The 15306-nt window shown below is 58.8% G+C and carries 14 protein-coding genes and 2 pseudogenes; 9 read left to right on the top strand and 7 right to left on the bottom strand.

What is annotated here, in order from left to right; translation table 11 throughout:
- Positions 1-509: 509 nt before the first annotated feature.
- Both JQ597_RS33395 and JQ597_RS33390 read left to right on the top strand, forming a co-directional pair.
- Positions 510-2396: an adenylate/guanylate cyclase domain-containing protein gene (locus JQ597_RS33395; protein WP_212269667.1), complete on the top strand. Its 1887-nt coding sequence runs from the start codon at positions 510-512 to the stop codon at positions 2394-2396.
- Positions 2397-2561: 165 nt separating this feature from the next.
- Positions 2562-2744 carry a hypothetical protein gene (locus JQ597_RS33390; protein ID WP_212269666.1) on the top strand — a complete coding sequence of 61 codons (183 nt, stop codon included), beginning with the start codon at positions 2562-2564 and terminating at the stop codon, positions 2742-2744.
- 15 nt (positions 2745-2759) lie between these two features.
- On the opposite strand, the gene JQ597_RS33385 is transcribed toward JQ597_RS33390, so the two are convergent.
- Both JQ597_RS33385 and JQ597_RS33380 read right to left on the bottom strand, forming a co-directional pair.
- Positions 2760-2963, bottom strand: coding sequence for a cold-shock protein (locus JQ597_RS33385; protein ID WP_212269665.1), 204 nt, complete (start codon positions 2961-2963; stop codon positions 2760-2762).
- A 209-nt stretch (positions 2964-3172) separates the two neighbouring features.
- The gene (locus tag JQ597_RS33380) at positions 3173-3331 is read right to left on the bottom strand and encodes a hypothetical protein (protein ID WP_212269664.1); all 159 of its coding nucleotides are present in this window, start codon (positions 3329-3331) and stop codon (positions 3173-3175) included.
- Positions 3332-3447: 116 nt separating this feature from the next.
- Between JQ597_RS33380 and JQ597_RS33375 the strand changes: the two genes are divergently transcribed.
- The 4 genes and pseudogenes from JQ597_RS33375 (at position 3448) to JQ597_RS33360 (ending at position 6907) form a co-directional block, all read left to right on the top strand.
- Complete coding sequence (locus JQ597_RS33375) at positions 3448-3690, top strand: hypothetical protein (RefSeq protein ID WP_212269663.1); 243 nt, start codon at positions 3448-3450, stop codon at positions 3688-3690.
- A gap of 1672 nt (positions 3691-5362) precedes the next feature.
- Positions 5363-5584 (top strand): annotated as a pseudogene (locus JQ597_RS37895) (CoA-transferase); the annotation flags it as partial.
- 27 nt (positions 5585-5611) lie between these two features.
- Positions 5612-5902: a hypothetical protein gene (locus JQ597_RS33365; RefSeq protein ID WP_212269670.1), complete on the top strand. Its 291-nt coding sequence runs from the start codon at positions 5612-5614 to the stop codon at positions 5900-5902.
- Between the two features lie 246 nt (positions 5903-6148).
- Positions 6149-6907, top strand: coding sequence for an outer membrane protein (locus JQ597_RS33360; RefSeq protein ID WP_212269662.1), 759 nt, complete (start codon positions 6149-6151; stop codon positions 6905-6907).
- A 914-nt stretch (positions 6908-7821) separates the two neighbouring features.
- Here the strand turns inward: JQ597_RS33360 and JQ597_RS38560 are convergent.
- The 5 genes and pseudogenes from JQ597_RS38560 to JQ597_RS33340 all read right to left on the bottom strand — a co-directional run.
- Positions 7822-8007, bottom strand: a pseudogene (locus JQ597_RS38560) (hypothetical protein); the annotation flags it as partial.
- A 154-nt stretch (positions 8008-8161) separates the two neighbouring features.
- Positions 8162-8866, bottom strand: coding sequence for a potassium channel family protein (locus tag JQ597_RS33355; protein ID WP_249148413.1), 705 nt, complete (start codon positions 8864-8866; stop codon positions 8162-8164).
- 801 nt (positions 8867-9667) lie between these two features.
- On the bottom strand, positions 9668-9901 hold the full coding sequence (locus JQ597_RS33350) for a LapA family protein (RefSeq protein WP_212269661.1): 234 nt from the start codon (positions 9899-9901) through the stop codon (positions 9668-9670).
- A 67-nt stretch (positions 9902-9968) separates the two neighbouring features.
- Positions 9969-10418 (bottom strand): hypothetical protein, encoded by a 450-nt coding sequence (locus tag JQ597_RS33345; protein WP_212269660.1) that lies wholly within the window; start codon positions 10416-10418, stop codon positions 9969-9971.
- 135 nt (positions 10419-10553) lie between these two features.
- Positions 10554-10793 carry a hypothetical protein gene (locus JQ597_RS33340; protein WP_212269659.1) on the bottom strand — a complete coding sequence of 80 codons (240 nt, stop codon included), beginning with the start codon at positions 10791-10793 and terminating at the stop codon, positions 10554-10556.
- An 890-nt stretch (positions 10794-11683) separates the two neighbouring features.
- Here JQ597_RS33340 and JQ597_RS37890 point away from each other — a divergent pair.
- The 3 genes from JQ597_RS37890 to JQ597_RS33325 all read left to right on the top strand — a co-directional run bounded on the left by JQ597_RS37890 (position 11684) and on the right by JQ597_RS33325 (position 15283).
- Positions 11684-12199: a hypothetical protein gene (locus tag JQ597_RS37890; protein ID WP_249148412.1), complete on the top strand. Its 516-nt coding sequence runs from the start codon at positions 11684-11686 to the stop codon at positions 12197-12199.
- A 479-nt stretch (positions 12200-12678) separates the two neighbouring features.
- Positions 12679-12969 (top strand): DUF1330 domain-containing protein, encoded by a 291-nt coding sequence (locus JQ597_RS33330; protein ID WP_212269658.1) that lies wholly within the window; start codon positions 12679-12681, stop codon positions 12967-12969.
- Positions 12970-13942: 973 nt separating this feature from the next.
- Positions 13943-15283, top strand: a complete 1341-nt coding sequence (locus tag JQ597_RS33325; RefSeq protein WP_212269657.1) for a S41 family peptidase — start codon at positions 13943-13945, stop codon at positions 15281-15283.
- The last annotated feature ends 23 nt before the right edge of the window (positions 15284-15306 follow it).

The raw sequence follows: 15306 nt of genomic DNA, 5'->3' as shown, positions 1-15306 counted from the left end.
CAGCGATCCATCCGTCCGGCATCTTGGCTGTCAGCGCCAGCCTGCCTGCGTTCCATCCGTCGGGACGGGATTTGGCAGAACCGTACCGGAGCTCTCTTCGACCGATGGGAGATGAATTCGATCTTGGCGCCGCCTCATGAAAGACGATGCTCTGTTGTTGGTTTGACACAGAATTCGTGGCGAGCTTGTGCTGTTCACGCGAGAAAAAATGACAGTGATGCTGTCCTGCTGAGTAGTGACGCCTTTCATACTGTTCCAGCATTATTGATGCGCATATACATATAGACGCGGTTGGAAGGCAGCCCCGGTGCAGGGTTTTCCGATGTGTGATCTCCTTGCGACGGCAAGCTGAGGAATGTTTATTTTGTATGCCCATTTCAGCGCACGGCGTGGTGATATCCGCTGTGCATTTACAAAAGCGGTCAGGCTAACTGCTCTGCGAAGGTAGCTTTCGAATAACGGACTGGCTCTACCCGAGAGGCTTTTGCCGATCGAAGGAGACCGCACCGATGGGAATCGATCTGGTTGCGGCGCGGCAGAAGCGGCGATTGATGGCTGTGATGCTGGCCGATGTCGTCAGCTATAGCCGCATGATGAGCCGCAGTGAGGATGAAACGCATGCGCGTTTTTCCACTTATGTTAGCGAACTGATCGCTCCAACAGTCAAGAAGCACGGGGGCCGTCTCGTGCGCAGCATGGGCGACGGATTATTGGTCGAGTTTTGGAGCGCGGTCGACGCGGTACGTTGCGCCCTCGATATCCAGCGCGGACTTGCCGAGCGCCAGTCTGGCGATGCGGAGAAAATGCAGCTGCGGATCGGAATCAACACGGGCGACGTTCTCGTCGATCATCGCGACATCTATGGAAACAGCGTCAATATCGCGGCACGGCTGGAGGCCCTGGCTTTGCCTGGGACAGTATGCGTTAGCCAGAGCATCTATGACCAGACACGCGCTCAGCCCGAGTTCTTTTTCGCGTACCGCGGGGCCCGCAACGTGAAGAACATTCCGTATCCAATTCACGCTTACCAGGTCGCGTACGAACGGATTCATGAGACGTTTGCTACGTTGCTTGTTGCGAACTGGGTTAAGTTGATTGCGACCATCAGCATCGTGGCTTTGGCCGTCGCTTCCGTCGCCTCGTTTCTGGTGTTTCGGGAGCAAAATCAGGCGGCGGGCCGTACCAATACGATCGTTGTATTACCGTTCAAGAACGTCGACGGAAACACGGCCGATGAGTATTTGGCCGACGCGATCACTGACGACCTGACGACCGAGCTTTCGCGGTTGCGGCGTGCCTGGGTGATCGCCTCCGGTACCGCGTTCGCATACAAGGGCAAGTCAACGGACCCCCGCCAGATAGGTCGGGAGCTCAAGGTTCGCTACGCGCTTGAAGGTAGTGTCCGGCGCGCGGGGCCGATGGTCCAAGTGAATGCGCAACTGATCGACACCAGAAGCGGCACCAATCTTTGGGCCAATCGCTTCGAGCGCGAAACCGGTAGCCTGCTTGATCTGCAGGACAGCATGTTGTTGCGAATTGCCGCCTCGCTGAATGACGAGATGGTGCAACAGGGCGTTCGACACGAGGTCGGCACACTTGCAGCGGACGGCAACCCTCTGGATGAAAGGATGAAGGCAATGGCTGCAAATACCGGTTATCCAACACCGCAAAAATCGCTCGAAACGCGACAGCATGCGGAGGCAGGCCTCAAGGCTGACCCGGACAACGCGCGACTCTGGGGTCTGCTTGCCAACGTTTTGTCTTCGGACGTGCTCAATTCCTGGAATGGTGCGGGCAAGCCTGAGGTCGATCGTGCAGAGGATGCCGCCAACAGGGCGATAAAGCTTGATCCGAATACCACGCTCGCGCATTACGCGCTCGGGTTCGTCAATCGGTTGCGCGGCAATCACAGGGCGTCGCTGGACTCGTTCAACGAGGCGATCAGGCTCAACCCAAATCTCGCCAAAGCCTATGCCCAAGCCGCCAATGAGATGGTCTTCGTCGGAAAGCCTGCTGAAGCCATTCCGCTTTCCGAACAAGCCGCTCAGCTCAGCCCGAAGGATCCTTCATTCGGGGTTTTCCGTTGGGTCAAGGGGCGCGCCTATTTTGTCGTTGGTGACTATGCCAGGGCGATCGAGGTGCTCGAAGAATCGGTGAACGTGCGGCCGAACCTTTGGTTCAGCCAAGCGTGGTTGATCGCGGCCTACGCTCTGACAAACAGAGATGCAGACGCCAAAAAGGCGCTCGAGACATTCAGGAAGACGTCGTTCAGCAAGCAGAAATACGACCTTAACAAGATCACTGAATACTATAAGGACGACCAATATCAAACCGAGACCCTGCTCAAAGCCACGGCGGCGTTGCTGGAAGGGCTGCGGAAGGCTGGCTTGAAGTAGCATTCCATGCGCCGTATTGGCGGAGGCCGCCTGCCGCCGCTGGGTTGGCTGAGCGACGGCCTTAACCGTGACCACCAGAAGGTCACGAGGATCGTGATGGATCTTGGTTAACAAAACAGCAAGGCTGCTGTCCTAAGATGTAACTACTCGCTTATGGGGGCCGGAATGACCGAATACGTCATCACGGAAGTTGGCCATCATCAATGGCTCGTGTTTGCGGATAGGCAGAGCATTGCTTTTTGCGCCGACGAAAACGAGGCGGTGAAAGCAATGACCGAACATAGCGAACGCAGCCGTCAATCACGTGGGTCTGCGCAAAATTCGCCAGAACAAAGCCCGCCGTTGTGAACCAGCGGGCTTGATTCACCCGACTCTTAGATTTTCCGCGGACGTTTTGCCCCGGTTGCTCATTTCTTCATAGCTCACCTTGGCACCCTCATTGAGGCTGCTCAGGCCGGCTTTCTCAACAGCTGAAATGTGGACGAAAACATCCTTGCCGCCGTCGTCGGGTTGGATAAACCCGTACCCTTTGGTTGCATTGAACCACTTCACTGTCCCTATCGCCACTTCAGTATCTCCCGCTAATGAAAACGTGGGATTCAAACACGCGCGATTCGTTGGCCAAGCTGGTGGCACGTTGGTGGCAAAAAGCGGGCGCTGTGACGATTTTGCGACGGCCTTGCCCTAGGCGTTACGAAATCATTACCGTCTGAGCCTTCGCGCGTGCGAGGCCAGCCGCCGCCGGTTGCGCTTCTTGATCGATCGGCGCCGGCGCTTCATGACGGCTGCCTCTCGTCGTGCCAGCGCTTGTAGTAGAGGACCTTGAAGTCCCGCAGCATCTTGGCCTGCGGCGTGACGGCAAAGGTGGAGAGTTCCAGCGCGAAAGCCAGCCCGAGCTTACAGGCGTGCTCAAACATCTGGCCGATCACGTCCATTGTGATGCCATACAAATGGGCAGCTTGAGATTAACCAACGCTAATCTACCCTGGAAATTGGAGCACCCGGTGGCGCGTGTGCTGGCTTACGGCCAGCCTAAGGGTAGGCATGGAAAATGGCCTTAGACCCGGAAGAGCTTGTTGCCCTGGCCAATCACGGCATCATGAAACTTCGTTCCGCAGTGGCGCGAGGGATGATGTTGCCCCCCGAAGAGCGCGATGCGGCGGCGATAATCGTCCGAAAAGGCGCCCTGGCAAAGTCGACCCTCGATTTCGAGCAGATCAAGCAGCTTGCGGCGCGGTGGAAGCAGGAGGAGCAGCCCGCACCTTCCAGCCAGACCACCCCGTGCCATCGATGAAGAAGGATTATGTCCGAAAGCTTTTGGCCGTCTTGCTGATCAGCGGATTGGGCCAGTCATAGTCGGTGTCGCGGGTCGTGGAGATAAACGGGCCACTTTAGAGCGTGCCATGGAGCGTTACCTCCTAAGAAGGGGCGTTTTAGCCGGGACTTGGATGGTGTGGGACCGGCTGAAGCGCGGTCCCGCGACTAGGGATGATCGTGAGCTCATTCGGCTGTCGCGAGAAGAAGCTGATGCTGAGTTTGCGAGATTGATTGGGCGGGGTGACCGCGATGCCCCCGAGCCATCGGCTACACGTAAGCCATCGGCTAAGTGGCTAATAAGGTATGGCGGGCTGACGATTGAATGCCGTGACGAGCACGATGCTAAGAAGGTGGCGGGCGATCTCTACAGGAAGGGGCATCGCGTCTCTGCCAGGAGATGCAAACCCGAGCGGTCTATCGAGCCAAATCAAATGCGCGGTTGGCTCTCGGAAAAGCTCCCGACAAAGGTTAAGCATAAGCACCACTAGCCTAACCCCTGGACATTTTCCAAAATCCGCCGAAAATTGGGGCCCGGGGCACGGCACATGTGTCGCAGATTAGATGCCACCCACTCCGCTATTTGACATGGGTCAAGATCAATCTGAGAGTGATCATCGTCAGGCTCGACTTCGCCTAAGGTGTTGCGAGGTCCGGTATGGGTCATTCGCGTCGTTTGACCGGACCACGGCGACTTCCGGTCTACCCCGGTGAACGGACATTCTCAGGATAGGCGGGCACGTCTCAAAGGTGCCACGAACGGACTCATGCGCCGCAGTAATGCCCGTTTCTCGACTAGCTCCAAAGGGATCAGCCGCAGACTCGCACCCAGCGATCCATCCGTCCGGCATCTTGGCTGTCAGCGCCAGCCTGCCTGCGTTCCATCCGTCGGGACGGGATTTGGCAGAACCGTACCGAAGCTCTCTTCGACGAATAGCGGATGAGTTCGACATTGGTCCGCGCGTTCAGCAGTATGCGGGAACGGCGCGCTGATTTCGCGGAGCCCTAGATCAACGTCGCTGCGCCGACCATTGGCTCATCCGGGCAGCTTGATATATCCCGTCGCCATGTCTTCTAATCCCACCCAACTCAGCAAATTCCTGAGCTTCGTTCTCCGCCACAAGCCTGACTCGGTAGGACTGGTGCTGGATCAACTGGGCGACGCGCGCCGATGGGCGAGAAGCAAACCTCAAACTGCGAATGCTCGATGCCCGCTTCAATCCGGTGTTGGGTTCACTTTACCAGCTAAACAATGACCCCGTGATAGGTGCCGCCAAACGCTCGGAGGCGTACTTGCTCGTAGCGAGTTTGGCAGCAACTCGGAAGATGATCAGCGTTCGTAACGGATTGCGATGCATCTTGTTCGGGCAGTCCCGGCCTCGACTGACGCTCGAAACGGTATCCCGGGCGCTGTCACACCTTCCGCCGTCCAGAGCCGCCACGAGCAGGTGCACAAGCTGTGGGACGATATGCTGTCGTCGATCGGCGTAGAACGCCGCAACGACCAATAAGCGACGATGCCTGCAATGGCGTCGAATCCCAACGCGGAAGCCTTGATACAGATCAAAGCCTCATGCCGGCTCCGCTCTACCCTCGGTCACGCGCCTGCACTGAGGATACCTAACGGCGCGACCGCCATGGTCAGTGGGTTCATGGGGGTGAGGACGCCGAAACGCCTGCCGGACGAACTGGTCAGGCAAAGAAAGTCAGAGCTCTCCATCATCGGCAATGAAAACTGTTCGCCTTCGTGGAACGCATTCGGGCTGACGGCTGTGGCCTGGGAGGCGCTCTAACGCCGACGGGCGTCGGCCATTGTCGAGGAGGGCAAACGAAAGATCGAGGTCGACGGCAAAAGCGCTGTCCTCGAGAAGGCTTGGTGGCAGATTCGTCGGAATCACCAGATGAAGAAGCATGCTTGGTATGTGACGTTCGAAATCCCATGGAAAGGTACAGCGGTCCGAAACCGGCGGTCTCGGTCGACGGAGACATTCGAGACCGAAATGGAAGCTAAGAGCTTCGCACGTGCCAAGTTCGACGAGGGTTTGGTCGTGACTGCCGGAACGATCATTCCCCATTTGCCGAGACGCGCTATCGCGTCGGGAAACATTCCGTCCTGGCTTGACGAAGGACGGGAGCAAGGCAGCGGCGACGCGTCGCAAACCCCTGACACGCAGTCAGGGAAGATCGAATGACCGCAAGCTCCAGCAGAACTCTCATGTCGTTTGCCGTATGCACGATGATCAACACACGACATGAATTGCGACGAAATCCAGTCGAAAATCTGTCAGGTGCCGCGCGCCAATTGCCCTTGAGTGTTGCCATTTTGGCACGGCAACTTAGGCCCAACGTACTAGGATTCACGTGCATGTTGGAATCAATGCAGCAAACCACCGTTGGCGGGGACAAATTAGAAGCCGACGGAAATGGAGAGAGAAAAAATGAAGAATTTTCTGTTGGCTTCCGTTGGTCTCGTAGCATTACTCGGCGTGGCCGCCCCCGCATCCGCTGCGGATATGGCAGTCAAGGCACGGCCACCCGCGCCGGTCATCGTTCCGATTTACGACTGGACCGGCTTTTACATCGGCGCCAATGGCGGCTGGGGCCAGAGCCGCAATTGTTGGGATTTCGTTGATGTCGCTGGCGTCGTCTTCGCCGACGGCTGCCGCGAGCGCTCCGGGGGCCTGATCGGCGGCCAGATCGGTTATCGCTGGCAAGCCAATCAGTGGGTGTTTGGCCTGGAAGCTCAGGGCGATTGGGCGGATCTCAGCAACCAGCGCGTGAGCGTCCTCAATCCTCTGTTCTCCACTCGTACCTCGACCGATGGTATTGGCCTCTTTACCGGCCAGATCGGCTACGCTTGGAACGCAGCACTGCTGTACGTAAAGGGCGGCGCGGCAGTGACGAGCAACCGCTTTAGCATCCTCAGTACCCTTACCGGCGCTGAACTGGCCTCAGCTAGCGCGACCCGCTGGGGCGGCACCATCGGTGTTGGACTGGAGTACGGCTTCACACCAAACTGGTCGTTCGGTGTCGAGTACAACCATCTGTTCATGGGCGACGCGAACAATTCGTTCTCGGTCGCCAATCCGATTGTTGCCGGTGCACTCAACCGGATCAGTCAGGACGTGGACATGGTCACCCTGCGCATCAACTACCGCTTCGGCGGCTACGGGGCGCCGGTCGCGGCCCGCTACTGATCAGGGGCTTGTCTTCAGCAAGCCTTGGCCCCGGCACCGTGCCGGGGCTTTTTTTTTTGAGTGCGAATGGGTGCTGCTGCTGCCTGGCGAGGTCCACAAAAGGCCGTTAACGGCGCTTGACCCAGATCAACGCGCCGGACGCATCAACGATGCGTCCTACCCGGATAACCCATCTGCTGTCGGTCGTCGGCAGCCCATTGTCCCGGTGAGGAGGATATTATGCCCCAGGTTCTAATCATCGTTAGTTGGCTTGGCGTTGCGAACGGCGCCGTTGTTGCGACACAGGAATTTAACAGCGCAGAACGGTGCGACGCGGCGCGGCAGGCCTTAATAGAGTACGCGAAGGCCCGAAGCTCTGACGAGACGCTTAGGACGGTCTGCCTCCCCAAGTGAAAAAGCGGGAGGTTGCCGCCGTACAACTGGTTGGCGGCTCATCATGCCTGGTAACAACCACCCCGACACAGTTGATCAGTGCTGCTTACCAATTGATTTGTATCACCGCACCCTGGATCGGCGTGGGATTGGTTGACGGCAAGACTCCAAAGCGGAATGCTCGCGGGAGGACATCGTCATGCCTATGTGTCGGTCGCCTCGGACTCCTGATGCACTGCTTCAAGCGGGCAGGCCTCCCGCCAACGACAACCACCCGCCGGCAAGAATTGGTATCGGATCTTCTCGCAAGACAAATCGAACCGTCAAGGCCGGCTGGCAGGCAATTCTGATCCTCTGCGTCGCCACACTACTGCTACTTTGAACGATTGATTTGCCATGTTTGTAGCGTCCGCACCTCGTGCATTTGGCCCGAAACTGACGAAATGACCAACGAGGCTACCGACTTTCCTCATTGTTTGCTATGCGGCTGCCTGGCCAAGACGGACGGTCTGTTGAGGATTAATACAACGCCGAGCAGTCTAAATTTCTGCCTCAGTCGCGCCCCTGCTGCGAGCCCACGCCTCGGCAGCAGGCACGCTGTACTTTGCGACATAGTACCTGATGAGCGCGCAGGAAGAGCGGCGGATCGGCTCATCTGCTTGACGAGCAGCGGCAGTGGGTATCGAGATCGTAACGCCTTCATTCCTTTCTTTCATAGCGACCTCCATGGCTTTAACTAGCCATGCCCACCAAACCTCCTGCCGTTGACATAGATCAATAGACGCAAATCACCTGGCTCGGCGAACCTCTCCAAACGCTATCCCATCATCCAAAACCGCAGCTTGTAGCCGGCCAAGGCGTGGTCGGCCTCTGTGGCTCTGCTTATTGGCCGGGATCGCTCATCTCGAGAGTAACAAGCCTTGCCAAGAGTGTTGCCGGATAAAGTTGACCAACGACGCTCTCGATGTTGCATAGACTACGCGCCAACGGATGCACTGGAATGATGTCGCCGTAACCTGTCGAGGTCAGCGTAACAAAGCTCATATAGAAGACCGCGCTCGCGAGTGATTGATCGTCGTCAAATGTTATTCCCTTGATCGCCCCCGGATCCGACAGGCCGACGAAAGCAAAGAGCGTTGCAAAGGCTACTGCGATCAGCAGGTACAGAAGGATCGCTCCGATAATTCTGTGATATGTTACACGGCCACGCCTGAATACGGCCTGAGTGACCACGATCCCTAGAGTGCAGGCGATGATCAACCATGCGCCAGCCAGTATGTGAAGGTGGAAGGGAACGGGGTAATAGAGCCGCAGGAAAAATACGGCGATATTGGCGACAAGCGCAACCGACATCAGAACGAGCGCTGTGGGACTGTTGGAAATGATCACCATGCTTCCGATGATCGCGAGTGACAGGCCGACAGCAAATAGATGAAAGGTGGTAATACCAACTGCCTGCAGTGGCGCGAAGACGAATATCAGCAGTATGAGCACTCCAGTCAGCACCGTCAGCAGCCAGTCACTCCGTTCGTTGCGCAACTGGCGCAAGTCGCCGACAGGATCCAGAATCATCCTTCGCTGCCCCATCGCGCGGCTCCGATCTCGCCAGTGCCCATTGCGCATGCAATCCCTGTTCGCCTTATTGATCTAGATCAACGAGCGAAAGCAGCCGTTGCTCCACCGAGCCGGTGGGCATACCGTACGCGTGAATTCTCCGTGGGGCTTAGAATGCATGTGATCGTTTGGGCAACCTTGACAATTGTCGTGTCCTCCACGTCCTCAATAGCCCAACCGGTCTTCTTGGCAGGGCGTTACGTGCTGCCGATCACCCAGCACGATTTGTCCGTATTCGCTCCAGGGCCTCTAGGAACAACTGTAGCCGTCAATTTCCGATTCAAGCCAATCGAAAGCTGTACCGATACGCTGGACAGCGTCCTGGAGTACCAGCTGCCACCAGGGTACAACGATACGCCAATCAACGAGGTAAAGGCGACTTGCAACAAAACGATTCAGTGCAGCGGAATCGAGTTCAAGTGCGTTGGCGCCGCGCGGCCATACCCAATGTCATTTCGACACGTGCCGTTGCGGGAAATCAAAGCGAGTGGCGGATCGTTTTCCGGAACGTATCGGTACGTTTCATCGTCGATCGCGCGTCCACGTGCGGCACGTCTAAGGCGCGCGTCAGTAGGGAATTTTGAGATTGTCGAAGAATCTGCGGACAAGAAGAGCAAGACGGTCCGATTTCGGATCGAAAAGTAACCTGCTTCCAGTATGTACCCACTCACGACGAGCAAGAAGCCCGCCGCTCCGCAGCAAGGGAACGGTTGCGACCGGCCCCGAGCGTGTCGCACCCGACCAGGGATGGTCGGTAGTGAACCGACAGCGTCGTTATCGCGCGCCCACCACCCTGCGTCTTGAACCTTGGTAGGATCGGCGCAGCAGCGCGAAGAGGCTGCCGCCCGTCGCTGCGCCCAGAAGGTAGACGACAGCGACCAAAACCGCGAGCGGTACGCGAGCATCGAAGCCAAACACCGACATTGTGATGATCTCGAAATTCTGCAGCGCGAAAATGATCGTCGCCGCGGCGAACAGAATAATGATGCCGAGGTAGATCCAGCGCATGAGCACCTCCTTCGTCGAGAAACCGCTCTGGATAAGGTACGAGCCCACGACAAGATTGCGGCTGCCGTCACCAGATGGTGGTGTTGCCAAACCAACCGAATTGCGGCTGCCGCGCGACGAGGAGCGAGCGGGGCGGCGCGTGCCGCTTCACGATTTTGCGTGGCCGTTGCTGCCTCAGTTCTCGCTTTCCCGGGTCGGACGGTTGTATCCGCTTCGCGTCGGATGGCTGCATCAACGCAAATGCCTCGCGTTCCCGCTCCTTTAAAGAAACGTCGGTGACCGGCGCAGGACTGGCGATGCCGTGTTCCGCTATCGCAGCCTGTGCGGGAACGATCGTCGGAAGGCTGGTGTCGAAGACGATGCGCTCCGGCCATTTTCGGTCGGAATGAATGCGGATAACGGGCGCGTCGATGTGTGAACTCTGCATGACCGGCAGTCTGGTCAGGCATGCGTCCAGAATGAACACCAGAGTGAGCAATACTCCGCCGACATAAAGGAAATATCGCGCCAGGGGCATAAGCTACTCCGCCACGGCGCCGCGCCCGGCTCGAGGCCGATTCGGGTGCGGTCGTGTGCTGGCAAGAGCCGCCTTCACCTCGGCGTCGAGCAATCCGCGACGTAACGAGGTGCTGTTGCGGCAGGAAAGGTCCGATCAGCGCCGGCCAACGCGATCCACCGGGCCGCCGCGGTTGGTGGGTGTCCCGACACGGCCGACGCCAGGCGTCGCCGCCGCACGCGCGACCGGCCGCGGGCGCAGCACGACGCCGGCCCTTACGGTGCAGCCTGCTGGATAGTCGACGTATTGGCAGTATATGACGGCGCTGGCCGGTTTTGTCGTTGCAGCCATGAGGCCGGCAATCAGCAATGCCGACAAGGTGATCGAGAGTTTCATGGTGTTCTCCCTGAGTCTGACGCACCAGCTTCGATGCAGCCCTCTCAAGGCGCAGCCAGTGCCGCTGCAAGACTGACCACGGTCCATTCGGCCGGCTTGATATAGATCAAGTGTGCGAATGTTGTGTGTGGCGGCTACTTGGGGCCATCCTCGCTTCTCGCGCGCTCCCGCATCGCCGCTCGCCAGCAAGCTCATGCGCAATACCTCAAAGATCACCGCCGTTGCCGTTGCCAGTTCATCCGCGCGGCGCGCCACCCTTATGACAGCCAACATCACCAAGGCAGGGATGGTCAGATATCCGCGAGCAACGAGCCCGGATGGGGTGCGGTGTTCTGGATCAAGATTTCCCCGCCTTGCTTCAGTTCGGTAGCGATCGGACTGCGGTGCGCGAGGATCGTACAACTGGCGTGCGATATCGCCGGGAACGTCGGGATCTCCGATTGCACGATTCAACTACGCCGGGAATCAAGAAGTCGGGTCCGACTTCTCCCGCCAACTCGCCGTGATGCGGGGATCGGTTGTTCTTCGGCAGCGCCGCGGCTTCTCTGTTTCGACAGCCGGGACCAGTTCTCGGCCTCGGCCATCCAAAGAATTCGATGTTCCGGTTCTCGCTCGGCGAGCCGCCTGCATAGCGTAGCGCGCAGGTCAAACTCCAACTGATCAGTCATTGGTCCCCTGCCTGAGGGAGAAATCATTGTCACATGTTTACGACAAACGCGCCGCCCGGACTATTGTCCCAATGGTCAATGTCCCCACGGGCAATTGACGCTGATTGACGGAAAATCCGAAGTCATTGCCGTTCCAATACCTTTGATCTGAATCAAGATCGGGCGCTCCGAAACGCAACGATATGCATTTGCTATCGTGTTCCATGCACAATGGAGAAGACCATGAAACGGATCGCGAAAAACATTGCTGTTAGTGCTCCCGCATTTGCGTTTGCGGCGCTGTTTTCGCTCGGCTGGTCAGCGCAGAGCGGCATCGCGCTATCAATCGAGAGCGCTGAAGCACGCGTCGGTCGCCCGCTAACTCCCGTTAGCGTTGCCGGCGTTGCACGACGGCAGTACAGGCGCGCTGCAATCGGCACTGCTGCAGCTGTCGGCACCGCAGCAGCTGTCGGCACCGCAGCAGCTGTCGGTACCGCAGCAGCGGTCGGCGCCGGATACTACGCGGGCCGTCCATATTACAATGAGACGGTTCGGGGAGCCCGCGCAGCCTACGTGGGCGGCTACGCCGCGAGCGGCCCAATAAGCCCCCGACCTCACTATGCAGTGGGCGCCTATTACGCGGGTGGCCCCTGGTATGGCTACAGCGGATGGTCTGACTACGCAGCCCGCAACGCGATCAGCTGCACGCCCGGTACCATGGTCAAGCTCGATGACGGCCTCATGCACGTCTGCCAATGAATTTCCGGAACGCAGGGGCGGCCCAAAGCCGCCTCGGTATATTCATGGACCTAAGGGAGAACAACAATGTTCAGATTGATCGCTATGGCCGGCTTCGCCTTGTTCGTTGCAACATCTGTACAAGCCATGACACCTGCGCCGCCTCCCCAGGTAGACGATATGGTAACGCGAGTTGCCGTCGGCTGCGGGCCAGGTAGAACGAGAGTCGGCGGCGTATGCGTGGCACGGACGACCGTCCGCCAGACCCGCCGGGCTGTCCGCAGGTGTGTGCGGTGGCAGGGCAGCACTTGCGCATCATACCAGTGAACATACCAGGCGTGTGCTCGATCTAACGCTTGTCGGCCCCGTCAAACGCTCGAATGTCGCAGCAAGCGAGTAGCCGGCATGAGCTTAGCGATATGCGGGAGCCGTGAAAAACAAAACCCGGATGTTGGCTTGCTCATCCGGGCCGGGTTGCTGATGTTGGTGTGAGGTCGGAAATGAAAGCCTATTTGGTACTCGATTTCTCGGTGAACGACTTCGGTGGTTTCAGAAAGTACATAGCGGAAATCCCTGCGTTTATCGCGAGGCATTCCGGAAAGTACCTCGTTCAAGGGGTTCAACCGACGACCGTCGAAGGGGATTGGAAGCCCGAACGCATGGTCATCCTCGAATTTCCGGAACGCGCAAAGGCGGAAGCCTTTCTGGGCGACCCCGACATTCGGGGCCTGTTCGAGGTGCGCCACGCTACGACCACGAGCAAACTGGTGCTTGTCGATGGCTGCACCTAGGTGCGCGCATTCGCCGTGATCGGGTAGCCCGCATGAGCGAAGCGATATGCGGGATCCGTGCGAGGCGGACCCGGATATCGCTCCGCTCATCCGGGCTACGGGCCCACTACATCTAGCCCGTCGGGCAAATCACTTCTGGTTTGCGGAAATCGTGTCAAGTCCAAAAGTTCCGAAAATCAAAAATATTTCACTTCCCTTCCACCCCAAATCACCTGCACATCAATAGCCATCCCGTCCCACTCAGAGGGGCGTCGGCCGTCGTCATGACGAGGGGCGGGGATGCGGTGGACGTTGACGTTGCGATTGACGGTCGCGGCTGATGCGTACGGTGAAGGCGTGTGGTCCTGGCGCCCGTAACGGCGTCAAGCTCTGAGGAAGCTAACGCTTCCGAGGGGTGACGGTGGCAATAGAGGCCGTCTCACCGGGGAGAGCACGCTATAAGCCGTAAAGCCACTGCGCAGGGAATGTCGGATGTTCTCCGCTGCCCTGTATGCTCATGTGCAGCATTCTTATGCACAATCGCACATGAGACCGCGGGTGCAGCGCGCATCCGGCATTCCCTGCGCCCTCTGAATTGAGAGGGCGAGAAGATTTCCTGCAAACCTCGGGCGCAATTCGCCGCGAGAATGCGAAACTATATCTGCGTCGTCCCGGCCTTGCGCCGGGACCCATAACCCCAGGGAGTAGTTTTGCGGAAGGTCTCTACTACCGAGTTTCATAGAGAGATCACGCGGTATGGGTCCCCCGATGCGCAATTGCGCATCTGCGTTCGCCGGGACGACGATTCACAGGGTGCCATATGCCCCCCCAAAAACAGGCCAATTCCCGCCAAAACCCCCATACTTAACAAACCCGTAATGGCCCGGGCCCAAACCGCCTTGATCCGACCAAAAAGCCGTTGTTGGTTGACCGCGCCGGAGCCCGGGACGCCGATTCACCTGAATTTGGCTGATGATAGCGAGAAGGATCGCAAATGCGCAGGAATCTCACCTTTCTCCTCGGCACGGTCACCGGCGCCTGTTTGACCTTTCTGGTCGCCGGACCGCAGGGGACGCATCTGGTTGCGGCCGCCAAGGCTGCGGCCCGCACCGACGGCACCTATTCGCAGCTCAATCTGTTCGGGGACGTGTTCGAGCGCATTCGCGCCAGCTATGTCGAGAAGCCCGACGATTCCAAGCTGATGGAGGGCGCCATCAACGGCATGATCTCCTCGCTCGATCCGCATTCGCGCTACATGAATGCGAAGGGCTGGAACGACATGCAGGAGACCACGCATGGCGAATTTGGCGGGCTCGGCATCGAGGTCACGATGGATGACGGCCTCGTCAAGGTGGTGGCGCCGATCGACGACACGCCCGCCGCCAAGGCCGGCATCATGTCGGGCGACCTGATCACGCAGATCGACGATGATTCCATTCAGGGCATGACGCTCGACCAGGCCGTCAGCAAGATGAAGGGGCCGGCCAACAGCAAGATCCGCCTGAAGATCGTTCGCAAGGGCGCGGACACGCCGGTCGAGGTCGCGATCGTCCGCGAAATCATCCGGGTGCGGCCGGTGCGCTTCCGCACCGAGGGCGGCGATATCGGCTATGTCAGGATTACCAGCTTCAACGAGCAGACCACCGACGGCCTGCGCAAGGCGATCGCGGATATCTCAAAGACGATCCCGTCCGACAAGCTCGTCGGCTACGTCATCGACCTGCGCAACAATCCGGGCGGCTTGCTCGATCAGGCGGTGTCGGTGTCGAGCGCCTTCATGGGGCGGGGCGAGGTGGTTTCGACCCGTGGCCGGACGCCGGAGGAAACCCAGCGTTTCGTCGCGCGCGGCGGCGATCTGACCAAAGGCAAGCCGCTCGTCGTGCTGATCAACGGCGGATCGGCATCGGCGTCCGAGATCGTGGCCGGCGCCTTGCGCGACCACAAGCGCGCCACCATCATCGGCACGCGTTCGTTCGGCAAGGGCTCGGTGCAGACGATTATTCCGCTCGGCAAGTCCAACGGCGCGCTGGCATTGACGACCGCGCGCTATTTCACGCCGTCCGGAAAATCGATCCAGGCCCAGGGCGTCACGCCTGACATCGAGGTGCTGCAGGACGTGCCGGACGAGTTGAAGAGCCGTGCCGAGCTGAAGGGCGAAGCGTCGATGCGCGGGCACCTGGCGGCCGACGGCGCCGAGCAGACCGGTTCGCAATCCTACGTGCCGCCGTCCGAAAAGGACGACAAGGCGCTTGGTGCCGCCTTCAATCTGCTGCGCGGCGTCACCGTCAACGCCAATGCGCCGGCGGTTGCGGCGAAGCGGTCGGTGCCGAACTAGAGCGTTCTCAACGAGAAGACCCG

It is taken from the genome of Bradyrhizobium sp. AUGA SZCCT0177 (assembly GCF_018130125.1).
Taxonomy (GTDB): Bacteria; Pseudomonadota; Alphaproteobacteria; order Rhizobiales; family Xanthobacteraceae; genus Bradyrhizobium.
The sequence above is the reverse complement of the archived record's forward strand: the minus strand, read 5'-3'. Positions and strand labels throughout refer to the sequence as shown.

Bases quoted from the DNA above. Each gene is read 5' to 3' on its own strand.
- JQ597_RS33395 (WP_212269667.1), top strand. From the start codon at position 510: ATGGGAATCGATCTGGTTGCGGCGCGGCAGAAGCGGCGATTGATGGCT.
- JQ597_RS33390 (WP_212269666.1), top strand. From the start codon at position 2,562: ATGACCGAATACGTCATCACGGAAGTTGGCCATCATCAATGGCTCGTG.
- JQ597_RS33380 (WP_212269664.1), bottom strand. From the start codon at position 3,331: ATGGACGTGATCGGCCAGATGTTTGAGCACGCCTGTAAGCTCGGGCTG.
- JQ597_RS33375 (WP_212269663.1), top strand. From the start codon at position 3,448: ATGGCCTTAGACCCGGAAGAGCTTGTTGCCCTGGCCAATCACGGCATC.
- JQ597_RS33365 (WP_212269670.1), top strand. From the start codon at position 5,612: ATGAAGAAGCATGCTTGGTATGTGACGTTCGAAATCCCATGGAAAGGT.
- JQ597_RS33360 (WP_212269662.1), top strand. From the start codon at position 6,149: ATGAAGAATTTTCTGTTGGCTTCCGTTGGTCTCGTAGCATTACTCGGC.
- JQ597_RS33355 (WP_249148413.1), bottom strand. From the start codon at position 8,866: ATGGGGCAGCGAAGGATGATTCTGGATCCTGTCGGCGACTTGCGCCAG.
- JQ597_RS33350 (WP_212269661.1), bottom strand. From the start codon at position 9,901: ATGCGCTGGATCTACCTCGGCATCATTATTCTGTTCGCCGCGGCGACG.
- JQ597_RS33345 (WP_212269660.1), bottom strand. From the start codon at position 10,418: ATGCCCCTGGCGCGATATTTCCTTTATGTCGGCGGAGTATTGCTCACT.
- JQ597_RS33340 (WP_212269659.1), bottom strand. From the start codon at position 10,793: ATGAAACTCTCGATCACCTTGTCGGCATTGCTGATTGCCGGCCTCATG.
- JQ597_RS37890 (WP_249148412.1), top strand. From the start codon at position 11,684: ATGAAACGGATCGCGAAAAACATTGCTGTTAGTGCTCCCGCATTTGCG.
- JQ597_RS33330 (WP_212269658.1), top strand. From the start codon at position 12,679: ATGAAAGCCTATTTGGTACTCGATTTCTCGGTGAACGACTTCGGTGGT.
- JQ597_RS33325 (WP_212269657.1), top strand. From the start codon at position 13,943: ATGCGCAGGAATCTCACCTTTCTCCTCGGCACGGTCACCGGCGCCTGT.